The 17636-nt window shown below is 39.4% G+C and carries 18 protein-coding genes and 1 riboswitch; of the genes, 5 read left to right on the top strand and 13 right to left on the bottom strand.

Annotation, left to right across the window (positions count from 1 at the left end):
* The first annotated feature begins 28 nt into the window (after positions 1-28).
* Together MKX14_RS12490 and MKX14_RS12485 are read left to right on the top strand one after the other, a co-directional pair.
* Positions 29-973 (top strand): ABC transporter permease, encoded by a 945-nt coding sequence (locus tag MKX14_RS12490; RefSeq protein ID WP_240282582.1) that lies wholly within the window; start codon positions 29-31, stop codon positions 971-973.
* Positions 973-1854, top strand: a complete 882-nt coding sequence (locus MKX14_RS12485) for an ABC transporter ATP-binding protein (RefSeq protein WP_240282581.1) — start codon at positions 973-975, stop codon at positions 1852-1854. The genes MKX14_RS12490 and MKX14_RS12485 overlap by 1 nt, the downstream gene beginning before the upstream one ends.
* 51 nt (positions 1855-1905) lie before the next feature.
* On the opposite strand, the gene MKX14_RS12480 is transcribed toward MKX14_RS12485, so the two are convergent.
* The 5 genes from MKX14_RS12480 to MKX14_RS12460 all read right to left on the bottom strand — a co-directional run bounded on the left by MKX14_RS12480 (position 1906) and on the right by MKX14_RS12460 (position 5841).
* Positions 1906-2928 carry an ABC transporter substrate-binding protein gene (locus tag MKX14_RS12480; protein ID WP_240282580.1) on the bottom strand — a complete coding sequence of 341 codons (1023 nt, stop codon included), beginning with the start codon at positions 2926-2928 and terminating at the stop codon, positions 1906-1908.
* Positions 2925-4736, bottom strand: coding sequence for an allophanate hydrolase (gene atzF, locus MKX14_RS12475; protein ID WP_240282579.1), 1812 nt, complete (start codon positions 4734-4736; stop codon positions 2925-2927). Before atzF ends, MKX14_RS12480 begins: the two co-directional genes overlap by 4 nt.
* A gap of 12 nt (positions 4737-4748) precedes the next feature.
* Positions 4749-5183: a CopG family ribbon-helix-helix protein gene (copG, locus tag MKX14_RS12470; RefSeq protein WP_240282578.1), complete on the bottom strand. Its 435-nt coding sequence runs from the start codon at positions 5181-5183 to the stop codon at positions 4749-4751.
* 4 nt (positions 5184-5187) lie between these two features.
* On the bottom strand, positions 5188-5313 hold the full coding sequence (locus tag MKX14_RS12465; RefSeq protein ID WP_240282577.1) for a hypothetical protein: 126 nt from the start codon (positions 5311-5313) through the stop codon (positions 5188-5190).
* 174 nt (positions 5314-5487) lie between these two features.
* Positions 5488-5841 carry a winged helix-turn-helix transcriptional regulator gene (locus MKX14_RS12460; RefSeq protein WP_240282576.1) on the bottom strand — a complete coding sequence of 118 codons (354 nt, stop codon included), beginning with the start codon at positions 5839-5841 and terminating at the stop codon, positions 5488-5490.
* Positions 5842-5933: 92 nt separating this feature from the next.
* Between MKX14_RS12460 and kefF the strand changes: the two genes are divergently transcribed.
* A complete protein-coding gene (gene kefF, locus MKX14_RS12455) occupies positions 5934-6470 on the top strand; it encodes an NAD(P)H-dependent oxidoreductase (RefSeq protein WP_240282575.1) in 537 nt (178 codons plus the stop codon).
* A gap of 39 nt (positions 6471-6509) precedes the next feature.
* Here kefF and uca read toward each other — a convergent pair whose 3' ends face one another.
* The 4 genes from uca to MKX14_RS12435 form a co-directional block, all read right to left on the bottom strand.
* A complete protein-coding gene (gene uca / locus MKX14_RS12450; RefSeq protein WP_240282574.1) occupies positions 6510-10115 on the bottom strand; it encodes an urea carboxylase in 3606 nt (1201 codons plus the stop codon).
* 2 nt (positions 10116-10117) lie between these two features.
* Entirely contained in the window at positions 10118-10771 is a 654-nt protein-coding gene (locus MKX14_RS12445) for an urea amidolyase associated protein UAAP2 (RefSeq protein WP_000217380.1), read from the bottom strand.
* A 15-nt stretch (positions 10772-10786) separates the two neighbouring features.
* Positions 10787-11527, bottom strand: a complete 741-nt coding sequence (locus MKX14_RS12440) for an urea amidolyase associated protein UAAP1 (protein ID WP_240282573.1) — start codon at positions 11525-11527, stop codon at positions 10787-10789.
* 28 nt (positions 11528-11555) lie between these two features.
* Positions 11556-11651: riboswitch (guanidine-I (ykkC/yxkD leader) on the bottom strand.
* Between the two features lie 191 nt (positions 11652-11842).
* Entirely contained in the window at positions 11843-12793 is a 951-nt protein-coding gene (locus MKX14_RS12435; protein ID WP_240282572.1) for a 3-hydroxyacyl-CoA dehydrogenase NAD-binding domain-containing protein, read from the bottom strand.
* A gap of 203 nt (positions 12794-12996) precedes the next feature.
* Between MKX14_RS12435 and yddG the strand changes: the two genes are divergently transcribed.
* Together yddG and MKX14_RS12425 are read left to right on the top strand one after the other, a co-directional pair.
* On the top strand, positions 12997-13929 hold the full coding sequence (gene yddG, locus MKX14_RS12430; RefSeq protein WP_240282571.1) for an aromatic amino acid DMT transporter YddG: 933 nt from the start codon (positions 12997-12999) through the stop codon (positions 13927-13929).
* 129 nt (positions 13930-14058) lie between these two features.
* Entirely contained in the window at positions 14059-14490 is a 432-nt protein-coding gene (locus tag MKX14_RS12425; protein WP_108008318.1) for an SRPBCC family protein, read from the top strand.
* Positions 14491-14541: 51 nt separating this feature from the next.
* Here MKX14_RS12425 and MKX14_RS12420 read toward each other — a convergent pair whose 3' ends face one another.
* The 4 genes from MKX14_RS12420 to MKX14_RS12405 form a co-directional block, all read right to left on the bottom strand.
* Positions 14542-15108, bottom strand: a complete 567-nt coding sequence (locus MKX14_RS12420; protein WP_240282570.1) for a TetR/AcrR family transcriptional regulator — start codon at positions 15106-15108, stop codon at positions 14542-14544.
* Positions 15109-15767: 659 nt separating this feature from the next.
* Positions 15768-16391 carry a LysE family translocator gene (locus MKX14_RS12415; protein ID WP_046813615.1) on the bottom strand — a complete coding sequence of 208 codons (624 nt, stop codon included), beginning with the start codon at positions 16389-16391 and terminating at the stop codon, positions 15768-15770.
* A gap of 23 nt (positions 16392-16414) precedes the next feature.
* Positions 16415-17068: a YggS family pyridoxal phosphate-dependent enzyme gene (locus MKX14_RS12410; protein WP_052942556.1), complete on the bottom strand. Its 654-nt coding sequence runs from the start codon at positions 17066-17068 to the stop codon at positions 16415-16417.
* Positions 17065-17628, bottom strand: coding sequence for a phosphoribosyltransferase family protein (locus MKX14_RS12405; protein ID WP_046813614.1), 564 nt, complete (start codon positions 17626-17628; stop codon positions 17065-17067). The genes MKX14_RS12410 and MKX14_RS12405 overlap by 4 nt, the downstream gene beginning before the upstream one ends.
* Positions 17629-17636: the final 8 nt, after the last annotated feature.

Raw genomic sequence — 17636 nt, 5'->3', positions numbered from 1 at the left:
ATACTGATCAAAATGGGGAGCTCTCGATATGGGTTATGTTGCAAAGGAATTTACGCGAAAGAACAAGCTGATTCTCAGTATTTGTTCTTTCGTGATTCCAATATGTCTTTGGTGCGTAATCAGTTACTTACCTTTTGTTTGGCATCCTCAAGTACAAATCACGAGTTCGGGAAGTGTTTCTTACTTACAAGTAGGAAGTCGCATTGATAAAAATGTGTTCTATCTCGAAGCACAAAATGCAGTCAATCGAAATTCTGCACCACCACAAGGTATTTTGGTTAATCCGATTTATTTACCTGTTCCCCATGAAGTCGCTAAGGCTTTGGTCACCGCATTTACAACACCACCAGAACAACCTGATTCACCGTGGTTTCATCAAAGTTTATGGCACAGTATTAAACTGGTTTTTTCAGCCTTTTTTATATCTTCATTGATTGGGATTCCACTGGGTATTTTGTGTGGTTTTTCTAAGCGGATATCGCTGTTAACAGAACCGTTTGTTGAATTTTTCCGTTACTTACCCGCTCCCGCCTTTGGTGCACTTGCAGTAGCAATTTTAGGGATTAATGATGCGCCTAAAATTGCCATTATTGTGATTGGTACGCTATTTCAGCAAATTCTCATTATTGCCAATACCACACGAATAGTAGATCGAAGCTTAATTGAAGCTGGCTATACGCTTGGTACCAATAAGCTCAAAAGTTTATTTCACGTGGTGATTCCTGCGGCCTTACCTGATATTTACCGTGACTTACGTGTGTTACTGGGCTGGGCTTGGACCTATTTAATTGTTTCAGAGTTGATTGGTACGACCTCGGGTATTACGTGGTTTATTACCCAACAGGCTCGCTATCAAAACTTTGACAATGTCTATGCGGCTATTTTGATTATTGGGGTGATTGGCCTGATCTGTGACTGGGTATTAATGAAGTTAGGTGAGCGGATGTTCACTTGGAAAGTAGGAGCAAAATAATGAACGATTCAACATTTAACGCGCATGAATACTTTCAAAAAATTTATGAACGTCCTGTGATTTTAGAAGCAAAACAACTGAGCCAAGTGTTTAAGCATGGTCACAGCGAATGCACTGTTTTAAATAAACTCGATTTAAAAATTCATAAAAGAGAATTTATTTGTGTGATTGGTCCTTCTGGCTGCGGCAAATCCACACTAAGCCGTGTTATTGCAGGTTTAGACCCCTACCATAGTGGAGAAGTTTTAGTAGACGGCGAATGCATTACGGGCCCATGTCCTGAACGCGGTATGGTGTTTCAGGGCTATACCCTTTTCCCGTGGAAAACTGTAAAAGAAAACGTGATGTTTGGCCCGCAAATGCGCGGCGCAAGTCAAATGACAGCCGAAGCTCAAGCACGTGAATGGATTAATATTATTGGTTTAGAAAAATATGAAAATCAGTATCCACACCAACTTTCTGGTGGTATGAAACAGCGCGTTGCGATTGCTAGAGCTTTAGTTAATCAACCTAAAATTTTACTCATGGATGAACCTTTTGGTGCACTCGACCCACACACCCGTCAAAAAATGCAAAAGCACTTGATGGATTTATGGCAAAACATTGATATCACCATTATTTTTGTGACCCATGACATGGATGAAGCCATTTTACTGGCAGACCGAATTGTGGCACTCAAAGCCAACCCAGGTGAAATTAAGGAAATTATTGAAGTTAATTTGCCGCGTCCACGCTCACTCGACTTGATGAGCACCCCTGAGTTTAAACAGCTTCGTTCACGGGTAGATTATTTAGTTCACGCCGAAGAAGATGAGCTTGACCCTGCTTTACAAGATTTACCAAAAATACCGCGTATGACTCAGGTCAGTACAGAAAAATAAGAAACACATTAAAAAGCCCAAGTTCAACTTGGGCTTTTTTATTTACTAGGCTTATTTGAGCTGTTCTATGAGTGTTGGATAAATCAGCCCATCTACATTTTGTTCGGTTTTATAAATACCGTTTTCAACGTTAAATTTATTAACGTGATAGCTAGAGCCATAAATTGAGTCAAAACCTTGAGATTTAGCAAATACTTTTTTATTGGCATTGATATCTAATAAATGCGTACCGCTAACCATCAACTCATATTGTTTTGGGTCAACCCCTGAACGATTTGCCATAATTTTAACCGCATCGGCATGGGTTGCAGGGTCATTAATATATTTAACTGTTTTATCCCACACCTGAATGACTTTTTTCCATTCCTCTTGATGAGTTGTTAAATGGCCCATGTTGACTGTTAATGTGTCGTAAATTAAACCTGGCTTGTCTTTAGAGGTGTAGATAATTTTAGAGCCTGCCACTGCTTTTAATGCTTGACCTGCAACAGGTTGCCAAACAGCAATCGCAGAAATATCTGGGCTATTAAACACTTGAGGTAATTGGTTTGTCGCCGAATTTACCAGCTTCACCTCATTTGCTTTAATGTTATGATCGGTCAAAGCAGTTGCTAGCAAAAGATGATCAACCAAGCCTTTTTCAACACCGATTGATTTTCCTTTTAAGTCTTGAATGGTATTAATACCCTCTTTTGCAATAATGACATCATTGCCCGCAGAATAATCCGTTGCCATGATCATCATGCCTTGTGTACCGCCCGAAGCAGTTACCAAGTTATCGCCATTGGTGACCAACACAGCATCGAGCTGATTTGCGGAAAAGGCTGACAGAGAAGCCGAATAATCAAACCATTTAAACTCTACATTTAAGCCTGCTTCTTTTAACCAGCCTTTTTCAATAGCCACTTGCCAAGCCACCCAGCCCGGCCAATCACTATAGCCAATCGTAATTGGTTTTGTATTTGTTGATGCCTGAGCATCTTGTTTAGCCTCAGGCACTTTAGCGGTATTGTCACACCCACCCAATACAACTGCCGATAAAATAGATACGGATAACAACGCTTTTTTAATCATATAGAAACTTCCCCAACATTTTTACTAACAACACTTTGAGCGGTTTGATTGAGTGACTGTACGTAAGCTCGCCAGCCTCCAAAATGGCTAATATCGGTTGCATCTTGAATGGCGTAAGCTTCGCAAATAAAGCCTTTGACCCATGTTCCATCTTTTAATTTCAGGTTCCCAATACCAAGCGGTGCAGGTACTTCAGCCACAATGGCTCCAAAATTTGCTAAAGGAACATCCCACACCTCCACTTCAATTGAGGTCCCTGCTGCATCACATTGCAGTCCCGGCTTTGGTGGCGTGGTATTTTTTAAGGCAAATAGTTTATAAGTTTCTACAGTCTGAGTTTTCTTAACCAAAGTGGCATTGCGACTAGTCAGCTGAAAATTAAGTGGCATGCCTGTTAAGTGCGCTCCCACCACAGCAAGCTGCACTGAATGATTCGATTGGATTTCTAGACTTTTTTGATAATGTTGAGTTGATTTACCTAAACTCAGTGATGTTTCGGCTTGCCAGAGCTGAGCAAAATTGGCCAGTGCCTGATCGTGCCAAGCTGGTGCAATAAAGGTTACCCCACTTGGTAGGCCGTCTTCACGGAGTACATTTGGTAAAGCCAAAGCAGAAAGATCAGCAAAATTGACAAAGTTAGTATAGGCCCCCATGTGCGCATTTTTAGTCAACGGGTCGGCTTCAACTTCGGCAATAGTGTAAATGGTTGGTGCTGTCGGAACCATCAATGCATCAAAAGATTGTAAAGCCACATTAATTTTTCGAGCTAATACGGCGCGGTTATATTCGGCTTGAAGTGCATCTGTTGCCTTGAATTTATCTGCCTGTGCAATAATTTGAGCAATGACTGGATGAGCCTTTTCACGTGTTGTCATGCGTTCAACGGCAACTGTTCTTTCAGCTACCCAAGCATCGTTATACAGTGCAGCAGCAAGCTCATTAAACGCACTGAAATCAATACTCTCAACTTCATAGCCCAGTTTTTTTACCCGCTCGACTGCAACTAAAAAAGCTTTTTCAGATCCAATATCTCCATAAAACTCAAGCTGAGCTGGAATAGCAATTTTTCGTTTAGAAAATTGAGTCGGTACATTGGCTGGATGTGCTCGTGAATATTCATCTATTTCATCATAGCCCTGCATTAAACTGGCAACGGTCCACGCATCATCAATATGCAGCGCAAAAATAGAAATGACATCAATAGTCCGACATGCAGGAATTAAACCTGTAGTAGAAAACCAGCCCTTTGTCGGCTTAAGACCCACAATATTGTTATGGCCCGCAGGAACACGCCCTGACCCCGCCGTGTCTGTCCCCAAACTAAAAGGCACAATGCCGTTGGCAACCACCACTGATGAACCAGAACTTGAACCACCGCTGATATATTCAGGGTTAAAACTATTTTTTACTGCGCCATATGGAGAGCGAACGCCAACCAGCCCAGTCGCAAACTGATCTAGATTAGTTTTACCAATTACAACTGCCCCGGCTTTTTTTAGCTTGGCAACTACGGCAGCATCTTGTGTCGCTAAATATTGAACCTCTTTACAGGCAGCAGTGGTGTGAAAGCCAGCAACATCAATGTTGTCTTTGACTGCAAATGGCACACCGTATAGTGGTAAGTCGGCAATATGCTGATCTTTTAAAACATTAATTTGCAATTGAATCTGCTCGTTCGATGCAATTTCAATCCATGCATGATCATCATTTTTAATTTCTGCAACATAGCCAACCAGATCTTTAAGATGGATTTTCCCGTTTTGATATGCAGTTTTCCAGTCTTGGATGGTCCATAAATTTTTCAACACGCTACTCCTCATTTAGTCATTTTGCTGTATAGGCGGCATGACGGCATCCATCAGTTCTAGATGTCCTTTGATTACCCCTTTCAGCACAATAAATTGCTGGCTAATTTGTCTAAGCTCAGAACTCGCGCCCTGCATTAACATGACTTGCAATATCTTTTGCTGATCGAGCTGGATATGAAGTGAACTAATCACCTGTGTTAAAAACTGTTGTTGTAAATCAACTAATTGATTGCGTAAGGTCATTTGGCTAGCGTCATAAAGTAGCGTCAAAGTGCCAACCATGACTTCATTGGCCTGTGCCTGCTCCGCAATCAGGTGTTTATTAATCATGTCGACAATGGCTTGCGAGCGACTTTCATAATTCTGCTCGACAATTTTTTGATCAAGTGCATTAAGTGTCGTTTCAGGTACGGTAATACTGATTCGAGCCAACTTTTGTTTCGGCACAGTCTTATCCTTTTGTTTTAGGCGGCTGATTGTTTTGTTTGATATATACGCCTGCACGTATGCTAAGCAACTGGACTAAAAAGGCTTTTAAAGTTTGCTTTGGTTGAACCACGGGTTTTACATCGTTCATATCACACCTCTAGCTTGGTATTACTAAATTCAGTTTTTGTATTACTAATAAGAGATGCAGAAAATGTGCCAGTTTTTAAGTGTGGTTTTGATAGGTTTGGCAGAAATTTGTGAGTGATTTTTGGGCAGAAAAAAGCCCCATGCACAGGGATAGGGCTAATATTTAATTTTAATCTTATGACTGATTAATCATCGTATGTGCCCATAACGATAAAGACTCTAAAACAGGCTTAAAAGATTGGCCTAATTCGGTCATTTCATAAACCACTTTAATCGGTGCTTTTTCACCATAAACGGTTCGAGAGATTAAGCCACTTTGCTCTAATTGCTTGAGTTGAAGGCTTAAAGTCATTTCTGTGATGGTGGGCATTAATTGATTGATTTCATTAAAACGTTTTGGCCCATTTTTTAGATAATACAAAATAACACCTTTCCATTTTCCACCCACCAAGTCCATAGCCATACTGATATGACATGGATAGGTTTTTCCATTCATGGTGATTTCACATTTATTTTCAGTATTTGCCATTTTTCATGCCACCTATCAACTTTGATAGTTATTGTACACCCATACTATAAAAATTATAGTGACTATGATTTTTATAGTTTAAAGGCACTCTCATGGCTTTACTTATTTTGGCCCATCCCTACTACGCTCAATCAATTGCAAATAAAACGATAGTGAATGAACTTATAAAAACCTATCCTGACCTTGAAGTGCGAGATATTTTTCAGCTTTATCCAGACTATAAAATTGATGTCAGTGCTGAACAAGAAGCGTTGCTACGCCATGACACCATCATTCTGCAATATCCAATGTTCTGGTTTAATATGCCGGCAATTTTGAAGTTATGGTTTGATGAAGTTTTTACTTATCAGTTTGCTTATGGCTCTCAAGGCGATAAATTAAAAGATAAAAAAGTCATTATTAGTATGACAGTCGGGCAAAAAGAAGCCGATATGGTGAACGACCGAGAAAACTTAGCGGATAGTTTTTTAAAAGCGGTTCAATATTCAATTCAATATACACAAATGCAGTTAAGCGCCACTTACTTGCTTTATGACGTTTCGCCTTTATCAGGTCATTCAGAGTCTGAAATTAAGTTAAAAGCTGTTGAACATGGTCATAAAGTATTAAAGCATTTGACCGAAGCATAATAAAAAAAGAGAGCATCAATATTGATGCTCTCTTTTGGTTTAAGCGACAGGTGCTAAGGTAAATAGCACTTGTCCTGTTTTTACGGTTTGCCCTTTTTCAATGGTAATGGTTTCTACCTTCATACGTTCCGGCGCAATAATTGGAATTTCAATTTTCATTGCCTCAATTACCGCAAGGGTTGCACCTTCTTCAACAATATCACCCGATGCACATTCGATTTTCCAGATTGACCCCGGCATGTGTGATTCGACTGTACAGCCTCCTTCAGGAATAACCACGGTTTGACCTTCATCAACCGCATCTAGGCTTTCAGAAATATATTCTTGCAGGCCTGCTTCGTGCCAACGGCGGCGTTCAGCCTCAAAGTTAGCTTGCTGTGTATCTTTAAAGGCTTGAATACTGTCTTGATGCGTCTTTAAAAACTCGTTGTATTCTTTTAAGTTGAGTACACCATCTTCAATACGAAGTTGTAGACGACCTGCCTTAAAGTCTTCACGCATTTGCAGAAGTTCAGCCTCAGAAACTTCATAAAACTTAACTTGGTCAAAAAAGCGTAATAACCACGGTTTGCCATCTTCGAAGTCGGCATTTTTACGATAACGACTCCACATTTGAGTGGTACGACCAACGAATTGATAGCCGCCCGGCCCTTCCATACCGTACACACACATATACGCACCGCCAATGCCGACCGCATTTTCAGGTGTCCAAGTTCGCGCAGGGTTATATTTTGTGGTGACTAGACGTTGGCGTGGGTCGAGTGGTGTTGCAACGGGCGCACCTAAATACACATCGCCTAAACCCATCACCAAATAGTTTGCGCTATAGACCACATCTTTAACTGCTTGCTTGGAAGCTAGACCATTAATACGGCGGATAAACTCGACGTTATCTGGGCACCACGGCGCATCTGGACGGACAATTTGTGTGTAACGTTCGGTGGCAAGTTGAGTTTGTGAATCTTCCCAAGCTAAAGGCAAATAGACAGTCCGTGAAGGCACCTGCATATTTTGAATATCGGGTAATTCGGCTTCTGCTTGTTGAAGTTTCTGTAAAAGTTCACGTTGATCGAGCTGGATTGAATCAAAATGAATTTGTAGTGAACGGATACCCGGTGTTAAATCGATAATACCCTGAATGTTTTGATCTTTGACCCATTGCATTAGCGCATGAATACGGAAGCGTAAATTTAGATCGAGTACTAACTCACCATATTCCACCAACAAATAGCTATTTCCTGCTGGTCGATAGGTCACGCTTGGTAAGTCAGCTTTACCGTCCAAAGTAGCTAAAACTGCATCTTTTAAAGTGTCGAGTTCTGCTTGAATGGCTGGGTTGAAATCAATATGAGTTGTATCTGTCGCAGTTAAGCTTTGATAATATTTTTGATCGAGTACTTTTGCCTGCGCATAACTTACAGGGACAAATTTAACTTTATCGCCTGCTTTAAGCTGCCCAATTTTCCAAAGCTCGGAATGAATCACTACGGCAGGACAAACAAAACCGCCTAAGCTCGGACCATCTGGCCCCAGAATAATTGGCATATCGCCAGTAAAATCAATTGCGCCAATGGCATAAGCGTTGTCGTGAATATTGGATGGATGTAAGCCTGCCTCGCCACCATCTTCACGTGCCCACTCTGGTTTTGGACCAATTAAACGAATACCTGTACGGCTCGAGTTATAGTGAATTTCAAACTCGTTGGCAAAGAAGGTATCAATATCTTGTTTGGTGAAAAAATCTGGTGCGCCATGTGGCCCATACATCACAGCAATTTCCCAGTTTTGGGTAAAGCTAGGAATTTGTGCTTGAGCTAAAGCCGTGGTCGATTGAGCTGAATATTCAGTAATTGGCAGCATATCACCAATTAATAAATTACGGCCTGCATGCCCACCAAACTGCCCTAAAGTGAAAGTCGCCTGTGACCCTAAATAGTCAGGAACATCGAAACCACCTTTCACGCCAATATAGCTACGGCAACCTGAACGGATAATCCCACATTTTAAAACTTGGCCTTTTTTCACATTAATGGTTTGCCACATCGGCACCAGTTCGCCATCAAGTTTTGAAGGCATATCACCGCCTGTAATGACAATTTGGCTGTCGCAGTGAAACTTTAAGGTCGGCCCTTGTAAGGTGCATTCAAGCCCTGCCGTATTTGGCTCATTGGCTAGAAGCTGGTTTGCCACCGTTAAACTGAGTGGATCGATAGCACCTGATGGCGGCACACCAACATCCCAATAACCTAATCGCCCTGTTACGTCTTGAATGGCAGTTTGAATGCCAGCCTGCAACACCTCAATTTTTTGAGTTTTCCATTCAAAGGTATTTAAAAATCGAGTGGTTTGAGTACCCAAAGCAAAAACATCACAAGCAATAATGTTTTGCAAATATTCCAGATTAGTTTCGATGCCTGCGACTTGCGTGTTGGCAAGACTAGCACTCATTGCCTGTATGGCTTGGTCCCGTGTTGCAGCAGTTACAATGATTTTGGCAATCATTGGGTCATAAAAAGAAGACACCGTTGAACCTGTTTCAACCCATGTTTCGACTCGGGTTTGCGGGTCAAATTTAACGTGTGTAAGCAGGCCTGCACTCGGCTGGAACTGTTTAATTGGGTCTTCGGCATAAAGACGAACCTGAATGGAATGTCCTGTTGGCTCTAACTTTTCTGTTGGTGCTGACCAATCACCGCTTGCCAAAGTAACCATCCATTCGACTAAGTCGACACCAAATACTTGCTCGGTCACGCCGTGCTCGACTTGCAAACGCGTGTTGACCTCTAAGAAATAAAATTCTTGGGTTTCGGTGTCCATGACAAACTCAACCGTGCCTGCCGAGCGATAGTTCACCGATTGCATCAATTGAATCGCGACTTTTTGAAGATAGTCGCGTTGCTGTTCATTTAAGTGTGGTGCAGGTGTTTCTTCAATCACCTTTTGATTACGGCGTTGCACCGAACAATCACGCTCACCCAAGGCTAAAACTTGCCCTTTCCCATCACCAAAAATTTGCACTTCGATGTGACGCGCATGTTGTACAAATTTTTCTAAATACAAACCTGCATCTTTAAAATTGACCTGAGCTAAATAAGATACGGTTTGATAAGCATCTTTTAACTCGGTTTCATTCCAGACCAAACGCATGCCAATACCACCACCGCCCGCGGTACTTTTCAGCATGACCGGATAGCCAATACGGGCTGCCTCAAACAAGGCCTCAGCTTCATCTGCAAGTAGTGAACTGCCCGGAAGTAAAGGCACATTGCTTTGAATTGCGAGTTCACGTGCAGTATGTTTTAAACCAAAATCGAGCATTTGGCTTGAAGTTGGTCCAATAAACGCAATACCTTGGCTTTCACATAAATCACAAAACTCAGCATTTTCAGATAAAAAACCATACCCGGGGTGAATAGCTTCTGCACCAGATTGTTTTGCAACTTCAAGGATTTTTTCAATATTTAAATAACTTTGATGCGCAGGCGCAGGGCCAATTAGGAAAGCTTCATCGGCCAAAGTTACGTGTAAAGAATCACGGTCGGCTTCGGAATAAACCGCAACCGAAGCGATCCCGAGTTTTTTAAGGGTGCGAATGACGCGACAGGCAATAGCACCGCGGTTAGCAATCAGAACTTTTTTAAACATGCTTACACCCCTTCCGCTTCACGGACAACCAGTTGAATTTTGGTTGGGTTATAGGCATTACATGGGTTATTAAGCTGTGGACAATTGGAAATTAAAACAATCAAATCCATTTCTGCCCGAACTTCGACATATTTACCCGGACCTGAAATTCCATCATCAAATTTAAGCTGACCGTCTGGTGTCACAGGCACATTCATAAAAAAGTTAATGTTTGGGCCGATGTGACGCACATTTAAGCCATGCTTTTTTGCAATCGGATGTTTTGCCAAGGCATACATAAAGTTGTTACGGCAACTATGCATAGGGTACGTTTCATGTGCATAGCGAACCGTATTACTTTCACATGAACAGGCACCACCAATGGTGTCATGGCGACCACAGTTATCATCATGAATAACGGCTATTGGGCGGCCAAAGTTACTATAGAGCTTGGTGCCCTTTTCTAAATAGATTTGTTGGTTGATAGCCAAAGTGTCCATTGCGCTATAACGCTCAGTTGGATTTTCGGCACTCATAAACAAAGTATCGACCGCTTGGTTTCCCTCAAGGTCAATAATTCGAAAATATTGGCCCTTTTTAACCTCGCACATCCACGCTTCACCCGCAGGACAAACTTCATTTAAAACTGCTTTTTCAAATGATTGTAAAACTGTCATGATGCTTCTCCTGATTTAAATATTGCTAAGCGCGTAGTAGCGGGCTGTGTTTTGAAACGCACGCTGATTTTGCGAACACGCATCACGACAAATATCGTTGTCTGTTAGTGAATTGGCTTTAAATAAACTGAGTTGAATATCGGCAGGTTGATAGCTTTGGCTGGTATCTAAACCGTGCGGTGCGGCAGATAAAAATAGCAGGCAGTCCATTTCAAAACGCAATTCAATGGTTTGATCAGTATTGTCAGAACTGACATAAGACAAAGCGCCGTTTTCGTCTGGTACAACTTTAGAAAATAGATTAACCGCGGCACTCAGGTCTTGGCTGGCAAGCCCGTATTTACACATTTCAATGAGTAAACTGTCTAAGCCATTTTGGTACATATCATTTCGGGCATCTTGAAATGTGCGCGCACCAAATTGCTTTTCAATTTGCTCAGGTCGGCTTGGGCCACAAAGTGCATCGTTCCAACCATGGTCATCATGAACAATAGAAGCCATCACACGGCCTAGGTCTGAGTACAGCACATTGGAAGCTTTTAAATAGGCGGTGTGTTGCCCTTTTAAACTGTCGGGCATGTTAAAACGTTCAAGCACATCGGCAGCATTTACACAAAACAAAGAAACATTTGCCTGAGCGCCAAGCGATGTAAATCTAAGAATGGTTCCTTTTTGAATTCGACCCGACCAGTGGTGTCCTCCGGGTAAAAGTTCGGTCCAAATCGCCTGATTGTTATGATAACTTGCAGTGTTCATAGCTACTCCTGTCGGATAGTTTTAGACTTCCTCCCGGGCTTTTATCCCTCCGTGTAGTTCGCTAGGAACCGTGAACTCTCGGTCCAGTCATACTGTAAGTATCGGAACCCTAGATCACTTTTGATTACTTAAGACTATGCAAAGGACATGCCAGATTAGTATTACGGTTTTTTTTAAAAGTAATACTAAACTTGGGCAATTTGAGTGCGATTTAAAACACAAAATAAAAAGCTGCACTAAAAGTTGTGCATTTCATAGAAGTATAAGAAAGCTAATTCTCAACACAATTAGATAGCAGGACTATAAATTGTCTACTTAATCCAAATCTAATTTATGTCTGAGCTTTAATATATCGACCAGACCTTTATCTCTGGTTTCATATAAATCGATATCTTTATATTGTGCTAATAGCTGGTTGGTTTCTGCTTCCAATATCTCTGTTGTCTCGTCTGAATGTTGAAATGCATGCATATCGTTCCACCATTCTGTCATAGGTGGGCCTAAATGATGAATCGCCTCTTTAAAGCCCTTTTGGTTGGCAAGCTGCATATTAATGTAGGGGCCAAATAACGCCCATCTTAAACCCGGTCCACTGGTAATCGCGACATCGACATCTTCGGCAGAGCACACGCCTTGTTCAACCAATGAAAAAGCTTCTCGCCATAGCGCAGCCTGCAAACGGTTTGCGACATGCCCTTTTACTTCTTTATTTAAAACAATTGGGTTCTTACCCAGTTGTTTATAGAACTCAGCAGCCTGTTTTAAAATTTGAGGATCTGTCAAAGTACCACCGACAATCTCGACCAAAGGTAAGAGATGAGGTGGATTAAAAGGATGACCTAATAAAATACGTTCAGGATGTTTGGCCTCTTTTTGAAAATCAGACACTTTTAAGCCCGATGAACTTGAAGCAATAAGAGTATGTTCAGGACAATATGCTGTGATGTCTTGATATAGCTGTTGTTTTACATCCAGACGTTCAGGGGCATTTTCTTGAATAAAATCTACATCTGAAACTGCATCTTTTAAATGATTAAAAATTTCCAGATGAAGCAGTACATCTTGCGGAGAATAACTGTGTTCAGCGTTTTGGTCTAAAGCCAATAAATCATTTAAATTTGCAGATATTCTTTTTTTAAAGACCGCTTCATCTATAGGATAAGGGTCGTAAACATTAACTTTAAATCCTTTATATAAAAATAAGGCCGTCCAACTTGCACCTATTACACCTGCTCCAACAACACCAACCGTTTTAATGACTTCCATATTTTCCTCGTAAGAATGTTGTTTTATTCGAAATTTCTTTACTCATATGAATGCTAAATAAACATAGCAGATTCAACCAATCAATAAATTTAATTGTTTATATTTTATATAATTTGTCCTATATTCCTTAGCTTGAAAATTGATTCCTTTCATTAGTACAACTTCATCTTTTACCCTTTTTTAACCGTTATTTATTGAATTTTATGTCAAAAAATCTAGCAACATTGATTGGTTTAAGTGCCATTCTCATGTGGGCATCTCTGGTCGGTCTGATGAAGCAAGTCAGTGCCGCCATTGGGCCTGAGCTAGGTGTTACCTTTATTTATTCTTTAAGTGCGCTACTGTTGCTTGCCATTTTCAAAGTTCCAGATTTTAAGCAAATTTCTAAAAAATACTTAATATTTGGCACAATTCTGTTCGTGGCTTATGAAGTGTGCTTCTCATTTGCAATTGCTTATTCTCAGACAGCAAGACAAGCAATTGAAATTAGTATTGTTAACTATTTGTGGCCGAGTTTAACGGTTTTAGCTTTCGTTATTTTTAAGGAATTAAAGTTTAATTTCCTTATTATTTTAGGTTTAATGCTTTCAATTTTCGGCATTGTTTTTATTCAAACTGGAAACAGTGATTTTAGTCTAAATAGTCTTGTCGATAATTTTCATAGCAACCCACTGAGCTATATTTTGGCATTTGCAGGCGCCATCATTTGGGCTTTTTACTGTGTACTCACCAAAAAATTAAGTAATGGGCAAAATCCAATTTCTATTTTCTTTGTTGGTGTCGCGCTAACACTATGGTTCAAGCTGCTTGTATCGGGGCACTTTGCTATTCCTTCAATGGATATTCCAGCTCTCCTCACCCTTTTAGTGGCATCTGCTGCCATGGGTTTTGGTTATGCTGCTTGGAACATTGGCATCATCCATGGAAACATTACCGTGCTTGTGGTGGCCTCTTATTTCACCCCGATTATTTCGTCTATTTTGGCGATGTTTGTTTTACAAACTCAATTATCGATGAGCTTTTGGCAAGGAACAGCAATGGTGACGGCGGGTTCCTTTATTTGCTGGGTTTCAACCAACTGGTCTGTGATTCAGCCTTTCTTTAAAAAATTAAGAAAAGGCCAAAAAGCATTGTAGATTTATCGCAATGCTTTTTTTCAGACTTAAAATAACTCCGACGAAGAAGAATTCCCCCATTGCCCAAAGCGTGCTAACATCCAAATTCTGACAATTACCAATGTCAAAATAATTTCTAGAGGGAATAAGATGTTAAAAACTCAAAAAATCAACATCGTACAAGAATTTGATGCACCTGTAGACAAGGTCTTTGCAACCTTAAGTGAGCATGAAAACTTAAGTAAGCTTTTTGCCCCTGCTAAAGTGACTCGTATTAGCGACGGAAAAGACGCTCGTAATGGTGTTGGCTCTGCGCGCAAAATGTCTATTCCATTGACCCCTTCATTTGTAGAAACCAATTTAGTCTATAAAGAAAATGAACTGATCGAGTATGCAATTACGAGCGGGATTAGCCCAATTAAAGGTCACCGTGGTGTCATGAAATTTACTGACTTGGGAAATAATCGAACTCGTTTGGATTACACCATTAGCTTTAAAGGCCGCGTACCATTTATTGGCCCTATTATTAAAGCCGCTCTACAAAATGGTGTGAGTCGCGGGCTTAAAAAACTTAAGTTTTAATCGACTAATATCCACAAAAAAAGCCCAATCACGGGCTTTTTGTTTTAAGGTTTAAGTTGAATGCTCAGATAGCATAAATAAAAAGTAATCTAATAATTTATCCCGTTCATCTACGCTATTGGCACTTAACAGCTGAACCACTGCCCCATCAATTGCAAATAGAAACATGTGGGCATCTTTTATTGAAGCAGTAGTTTTTACAGTAAGAAGCAGCTTATAAAGCTCATTTATAAACCAGTTTCTATAAGCAACAACCACTTGATAAGCTGTTGCATAACACTTTTCAATTTCAAAAATTGCTTTAAATGGTAAACGATAAAAGCCTTCTAAATTGGCATGTAAAAAGTAAATTTGCTTGAGTTTATCGAACACCATAAGTTCGCTGTATGAATTGATAATTGAAAGAACTTTTACTTTGAGCGCATCCGTTTGAAAAGTTAGACACATCTCGATCAGTCGTGCTTTTGAATGAAAGATGTTATAGAAAGTCGCTTTGGGGATTTTGGCTTCAGCAATAATTCGGTCAACACTGACCTTGTTAAATCCATCTTGATTAAATAAATCTTTTGCTGTGTGCAGCACTCGTAGTGCTCTAAATGAAGATTCTAAATTTTTCATATATACCGCTTAAAATAATTTTTTGTTGTATGTAAAAGAGATAGAAATGCCGTCACTCTTAAATTGAGTGCTAAAAACAGGCATGCAAAAGCGGCACTAAAGGTGTGCTCGCCTATCTCGGTTTTATTGTTGCTATGTTTTAGTCGTAATGATGTTTAGGCGTAAAAACCTAGAGTCGTCAAAACCGATTTATAGAATGTTTAAACGGTATGAATAGAAAGACTTTGGCAAAGGCCAAAAATTGAGAAGAATTAGTACGCATAGCGGACTCCTAGATGAAATAGAAGTTCTACCAGATCACTGCTAAATGATTATGGTGGCAGAACGAAGAAGGGTTAGCAGACCAGTCATCTAGGAACTGGCACGCCCGAAGGCGTCCCTCCTCCGTCCTACCGCTACGAAGGGAGACGAACGAGTTCATCACCAAAAAATTACTTTTTTGATGTTCTAGATGAAAACGGTCTGCTAAAACCGACTGGCAATGTAGGCCAGCAGGCAAAGGATAGTATTCGCACTTGTTGGCGTCAAGCGTGGGAAATGACAATCGTATTAAAGTAGAGCGGTTGGGGTAAATAAAAAAGCCATTACAGTGTGGGTAAGTAATGGCTTTATTCATTAGGAGTTTAAAATAAATTTAAATAGAATTATTAGATTAACTTTTAATTTGTATTAAAAGCTAAAAATAAGCCTAATCCTATAAAAATTGATCCCCCCATTAAAGACATGACTTTTTGAGTCTTTTCAGACTTTTTAAACCTTTTCAAAATATAATTTGCTAGAAAGACACATACTATATCGGCAGAAACAAAAGCTAAATTTACAAAAAGTCCTAATATTATGAATTGTAGCCATACGGAAAATCCGGAAGTCGTATTTATAAATTGAGGTAAAAAAGAAATATAAAATATTGCTGTTTTGGGGTTAAATACTTCAACTAAAATACTTTGCCTGAATGAAACTTCAGGAGCATGCAGATCAATTTCTAGATTTCCTTGTAGCTTTGATCTTATTAGCTTGATTCCAAGCCAAATTAAGTATGCCGCACCGAATAGTTTAATTACATCATAGAGCATAGGTGTTGTTTTAAAAATTGCAGTTAATCCAATTGAAGCTGCAATTATGTGGAAACATCCACCAATAAAAATTCCTAATGATGCCATTAACCCAGCTCTTTTCCCTTTAGAAAGAGTCTGAGCTGCTGTATAAAGCATAGCTGGTCCAGGCATATAGGCAAAAATTAGTGTAGTTATAACAAAAGTTATAAGTAATTCAATTGAAACCATTATTTATCCTTAATACAGTTTATTTAAGAGTAATCTCTAACTCCGAATAGAGAACTACCTATACGAATATAGTTGGCCCCTATCGGTATAGCCTTTTTATAGTCATTACTCATTCCCATACTTAAATTTTCTATTTCATATAAAGACTTTAATTCCTTCATTTTTAAAAAATAAGGCTCTACTTCTTCAGTATTGGGCGGAATACACATGAATCCTTCTAGTTTAATACTTCTACTACTAATGGCTTTTTGAAATAAATCATTTAGATCGCTTAAATCAACACCACTTTTCTGCAATTCATTTCCTATATTAATTTGAATAAAAATCCTTACTATCTTTTGCACTTCTGCTGCATATTTTATAATTTTATTTAGAGTATTAACGCTGTCTACTGATTCTATCACATCAAAAAAATTAACTATTTTCTTAATTTTTTTTGACTGAATACTACCAATAAAATGTAATTCTAGATCAGTATATTTATCTTTCAGCAAAGACCATTTTTCATAGGCCTCCTCTACTCTACTTTCACCAAACATGCGGTGCCCATGTTCTAAAAGAGGTAAAATTTTTTCTACCGGTTGAAATTTAGAAACTGCAACCAATTGTGTAGAAGAGTTTAACTGGTGAATATCATTAATAATCTTATTAAAATTATCTAATATTATTGAGTTCATTTTACGACTTTTACCTCTTCAGGAAATACTTCAATTTTCATAATTGAGGTCACATCTAATCCTGTAATTTCTTTTACTTTTTCTTTACCCTTATTTTGAACTTTTTCAATTGCACATATGACTTTTTCAATAGTACTTCCTGCTGTTTTTAATGCTTCAGCAAGGGCAATCACGGCTCCTCCTGTACTTAAAGTATCATCAATAATAACTACTCTATCGCCCTTATCTATACCATTTAAATACATTTTTCCTTCAAAATATTCAGATTTAATATCCACCACATTATTATTAAGTTCTGTTAGGCTATAAGGGTACCATCGTGCCATTGCAAGAGGTTTACCTGTTAATAAAGAGATAGTGGTTGCTAATGGTGCTCCCTTATCCTCTTCTGTAACAATTTTATCAAAATCACAATCTAGATGTTCTAAAATTGCATAGGCAACTTCGATTAAGACCTTGGGTCTTAATGCTGGTAACTGATCAGTAAATTCATTAACTGTTGTAAGTGTTTTTCCTGAGTTTACTACCCGTGCGTTTCTATAAATTTCTTCTAATAACATTTTTATCT

It is taken from the genome of Acinetobacter pittii (assembly GCF_022449185.1).
In the GTDB taxonomy this organism is placed as follows: domain Bacteria; phylum Pseudomonadota; class Gammaproteobacteria; order Pseudomonadales; family Moraxellaceae; genus Acinetobacter; species Acinetobacter pittii_I.
Note: the sequence above shows the minus strand (reverse complement) of the source record. Positions and strands in the feature narration are given on the sequence as shown.

What these genes read in the sequence shown, in the direction of transcription:
- uca (WP_240282574.1), bottom strand. Translation starts at nt 10,115, where the DNA reads ATGTTTAAAAAAGTTCTGATTGCTAACCGCGGTGCTATTGCCTGTCGC.
- MKX14_RS12405 (WP_046813614.1), bottom strand. Translation starts at nt 17,628, where the DNA reads ATGTTATTAGAAGAAATTTATAGAAACGCACGGGTAGTAAACTCAGGA.
- MKX14_RS12415 (WP_046813615.1), bottom strand. Translation starts at nt 16,391, where the DNA reads ATGGTTTCAATTGAATTACTTATAACTTTTGTTATAACTACACTAATT.
- MKX14_RS12440 (WP_240282573.1), bottom strand. Translation starts at nt 11,527, where the DNA reads ATGAACACTGCAAGTTATCATAACAATCAGGCGATTTGGACCGAACTT.
- yddG (WP_240282571.1), top strand. Translation starts at nt 12,997, where the DNA reads ATGTCAAAAAATCTAGCAACATTGATTGGTTTAAGTGCCATTCTCATG.
- MKX14_RS12465 (WP_240282577.1), bottom strand. Translation starts at nt 5,313, where the DNA reads ATGAACGATGTAAAACCCGTGGTTCAACCAAAGCAAACTTTAAAAGCC.
- MKX14_RS12490 (WP_240282582.1), top strand. Translation starts at nt 29, where the DNA reads ATGGGTTATGTTGCAAAGGAATTTACGCGAAAGAACAAGCTGATTCTC.
- MKX14_RS12435 (WP_240282572.1), bottom strand. Translation starts at nt 12,793, where the DNA reads ATGGAAGTCATTAAAACGGTTGGTGTTGTTGGAGCAGGTGTAATAGGT.
- MKX14_RS12480 (WP_240282580.1), bottom strand. Translation starts at nt 2,928, where the DNA reads ATGATTAAAAAAGCGTTGTTATCCGTATCTATTTTATCGGCAGTTGTA.
- MKX14_RS12485 (WP_240282581.1), top strand. Translation starts at nt 973, where the DNA reads ATGAACGATTCAACATTTAACGCGCATGAATACTTTCAAAAAATTTAT.
- MKX14_RS12425 (WP_108008318.1), top strand. Translation starts at nt 14,059, where the DNA reads ATGTTAAAAACTCAAAAAATCAACATCGTACAAGAATTTGATGCACCT.
- kefF (WP_240282575.1), top strand. Translation starts at nt 5,934, where the DNA reads ATGGCTTTACTTATTTTGGCCCATCCCTACTACGCTCAATCAATTGCA.
- MKX14_RS12460 (WP_240282576.1), bottom strand. Translation starts at nt 5,841, where the DNA reads ATGGCAAATACTGAAAATAAATGTGAAATCACCATGAATGGAAAAACC.
- MKX14_RS12410 (WP_052942556.1), bottom strand. Translation starts at nt 17,068, where the DNA reads ATGAACTCAATAATATTAGATAATTTTAATAAGATTATTAATGATATT.
- MKX14_RS12420 (WP_240282570.1), bottom strand. Translation starts at nt 15,108, where the DNA reads ATGAAAAATTTAGAATCTTCATTTAGAGCACTACGAGTGCTGCACACA.
- MKX14_RS12445 (WP_000217380.1), bottom strand. Translation starts at nt 10,771, where the DNA reads ATGACAGTTTTACAATCATTTGAAAAAGCAGTTTTAAATGAAGTTTGT.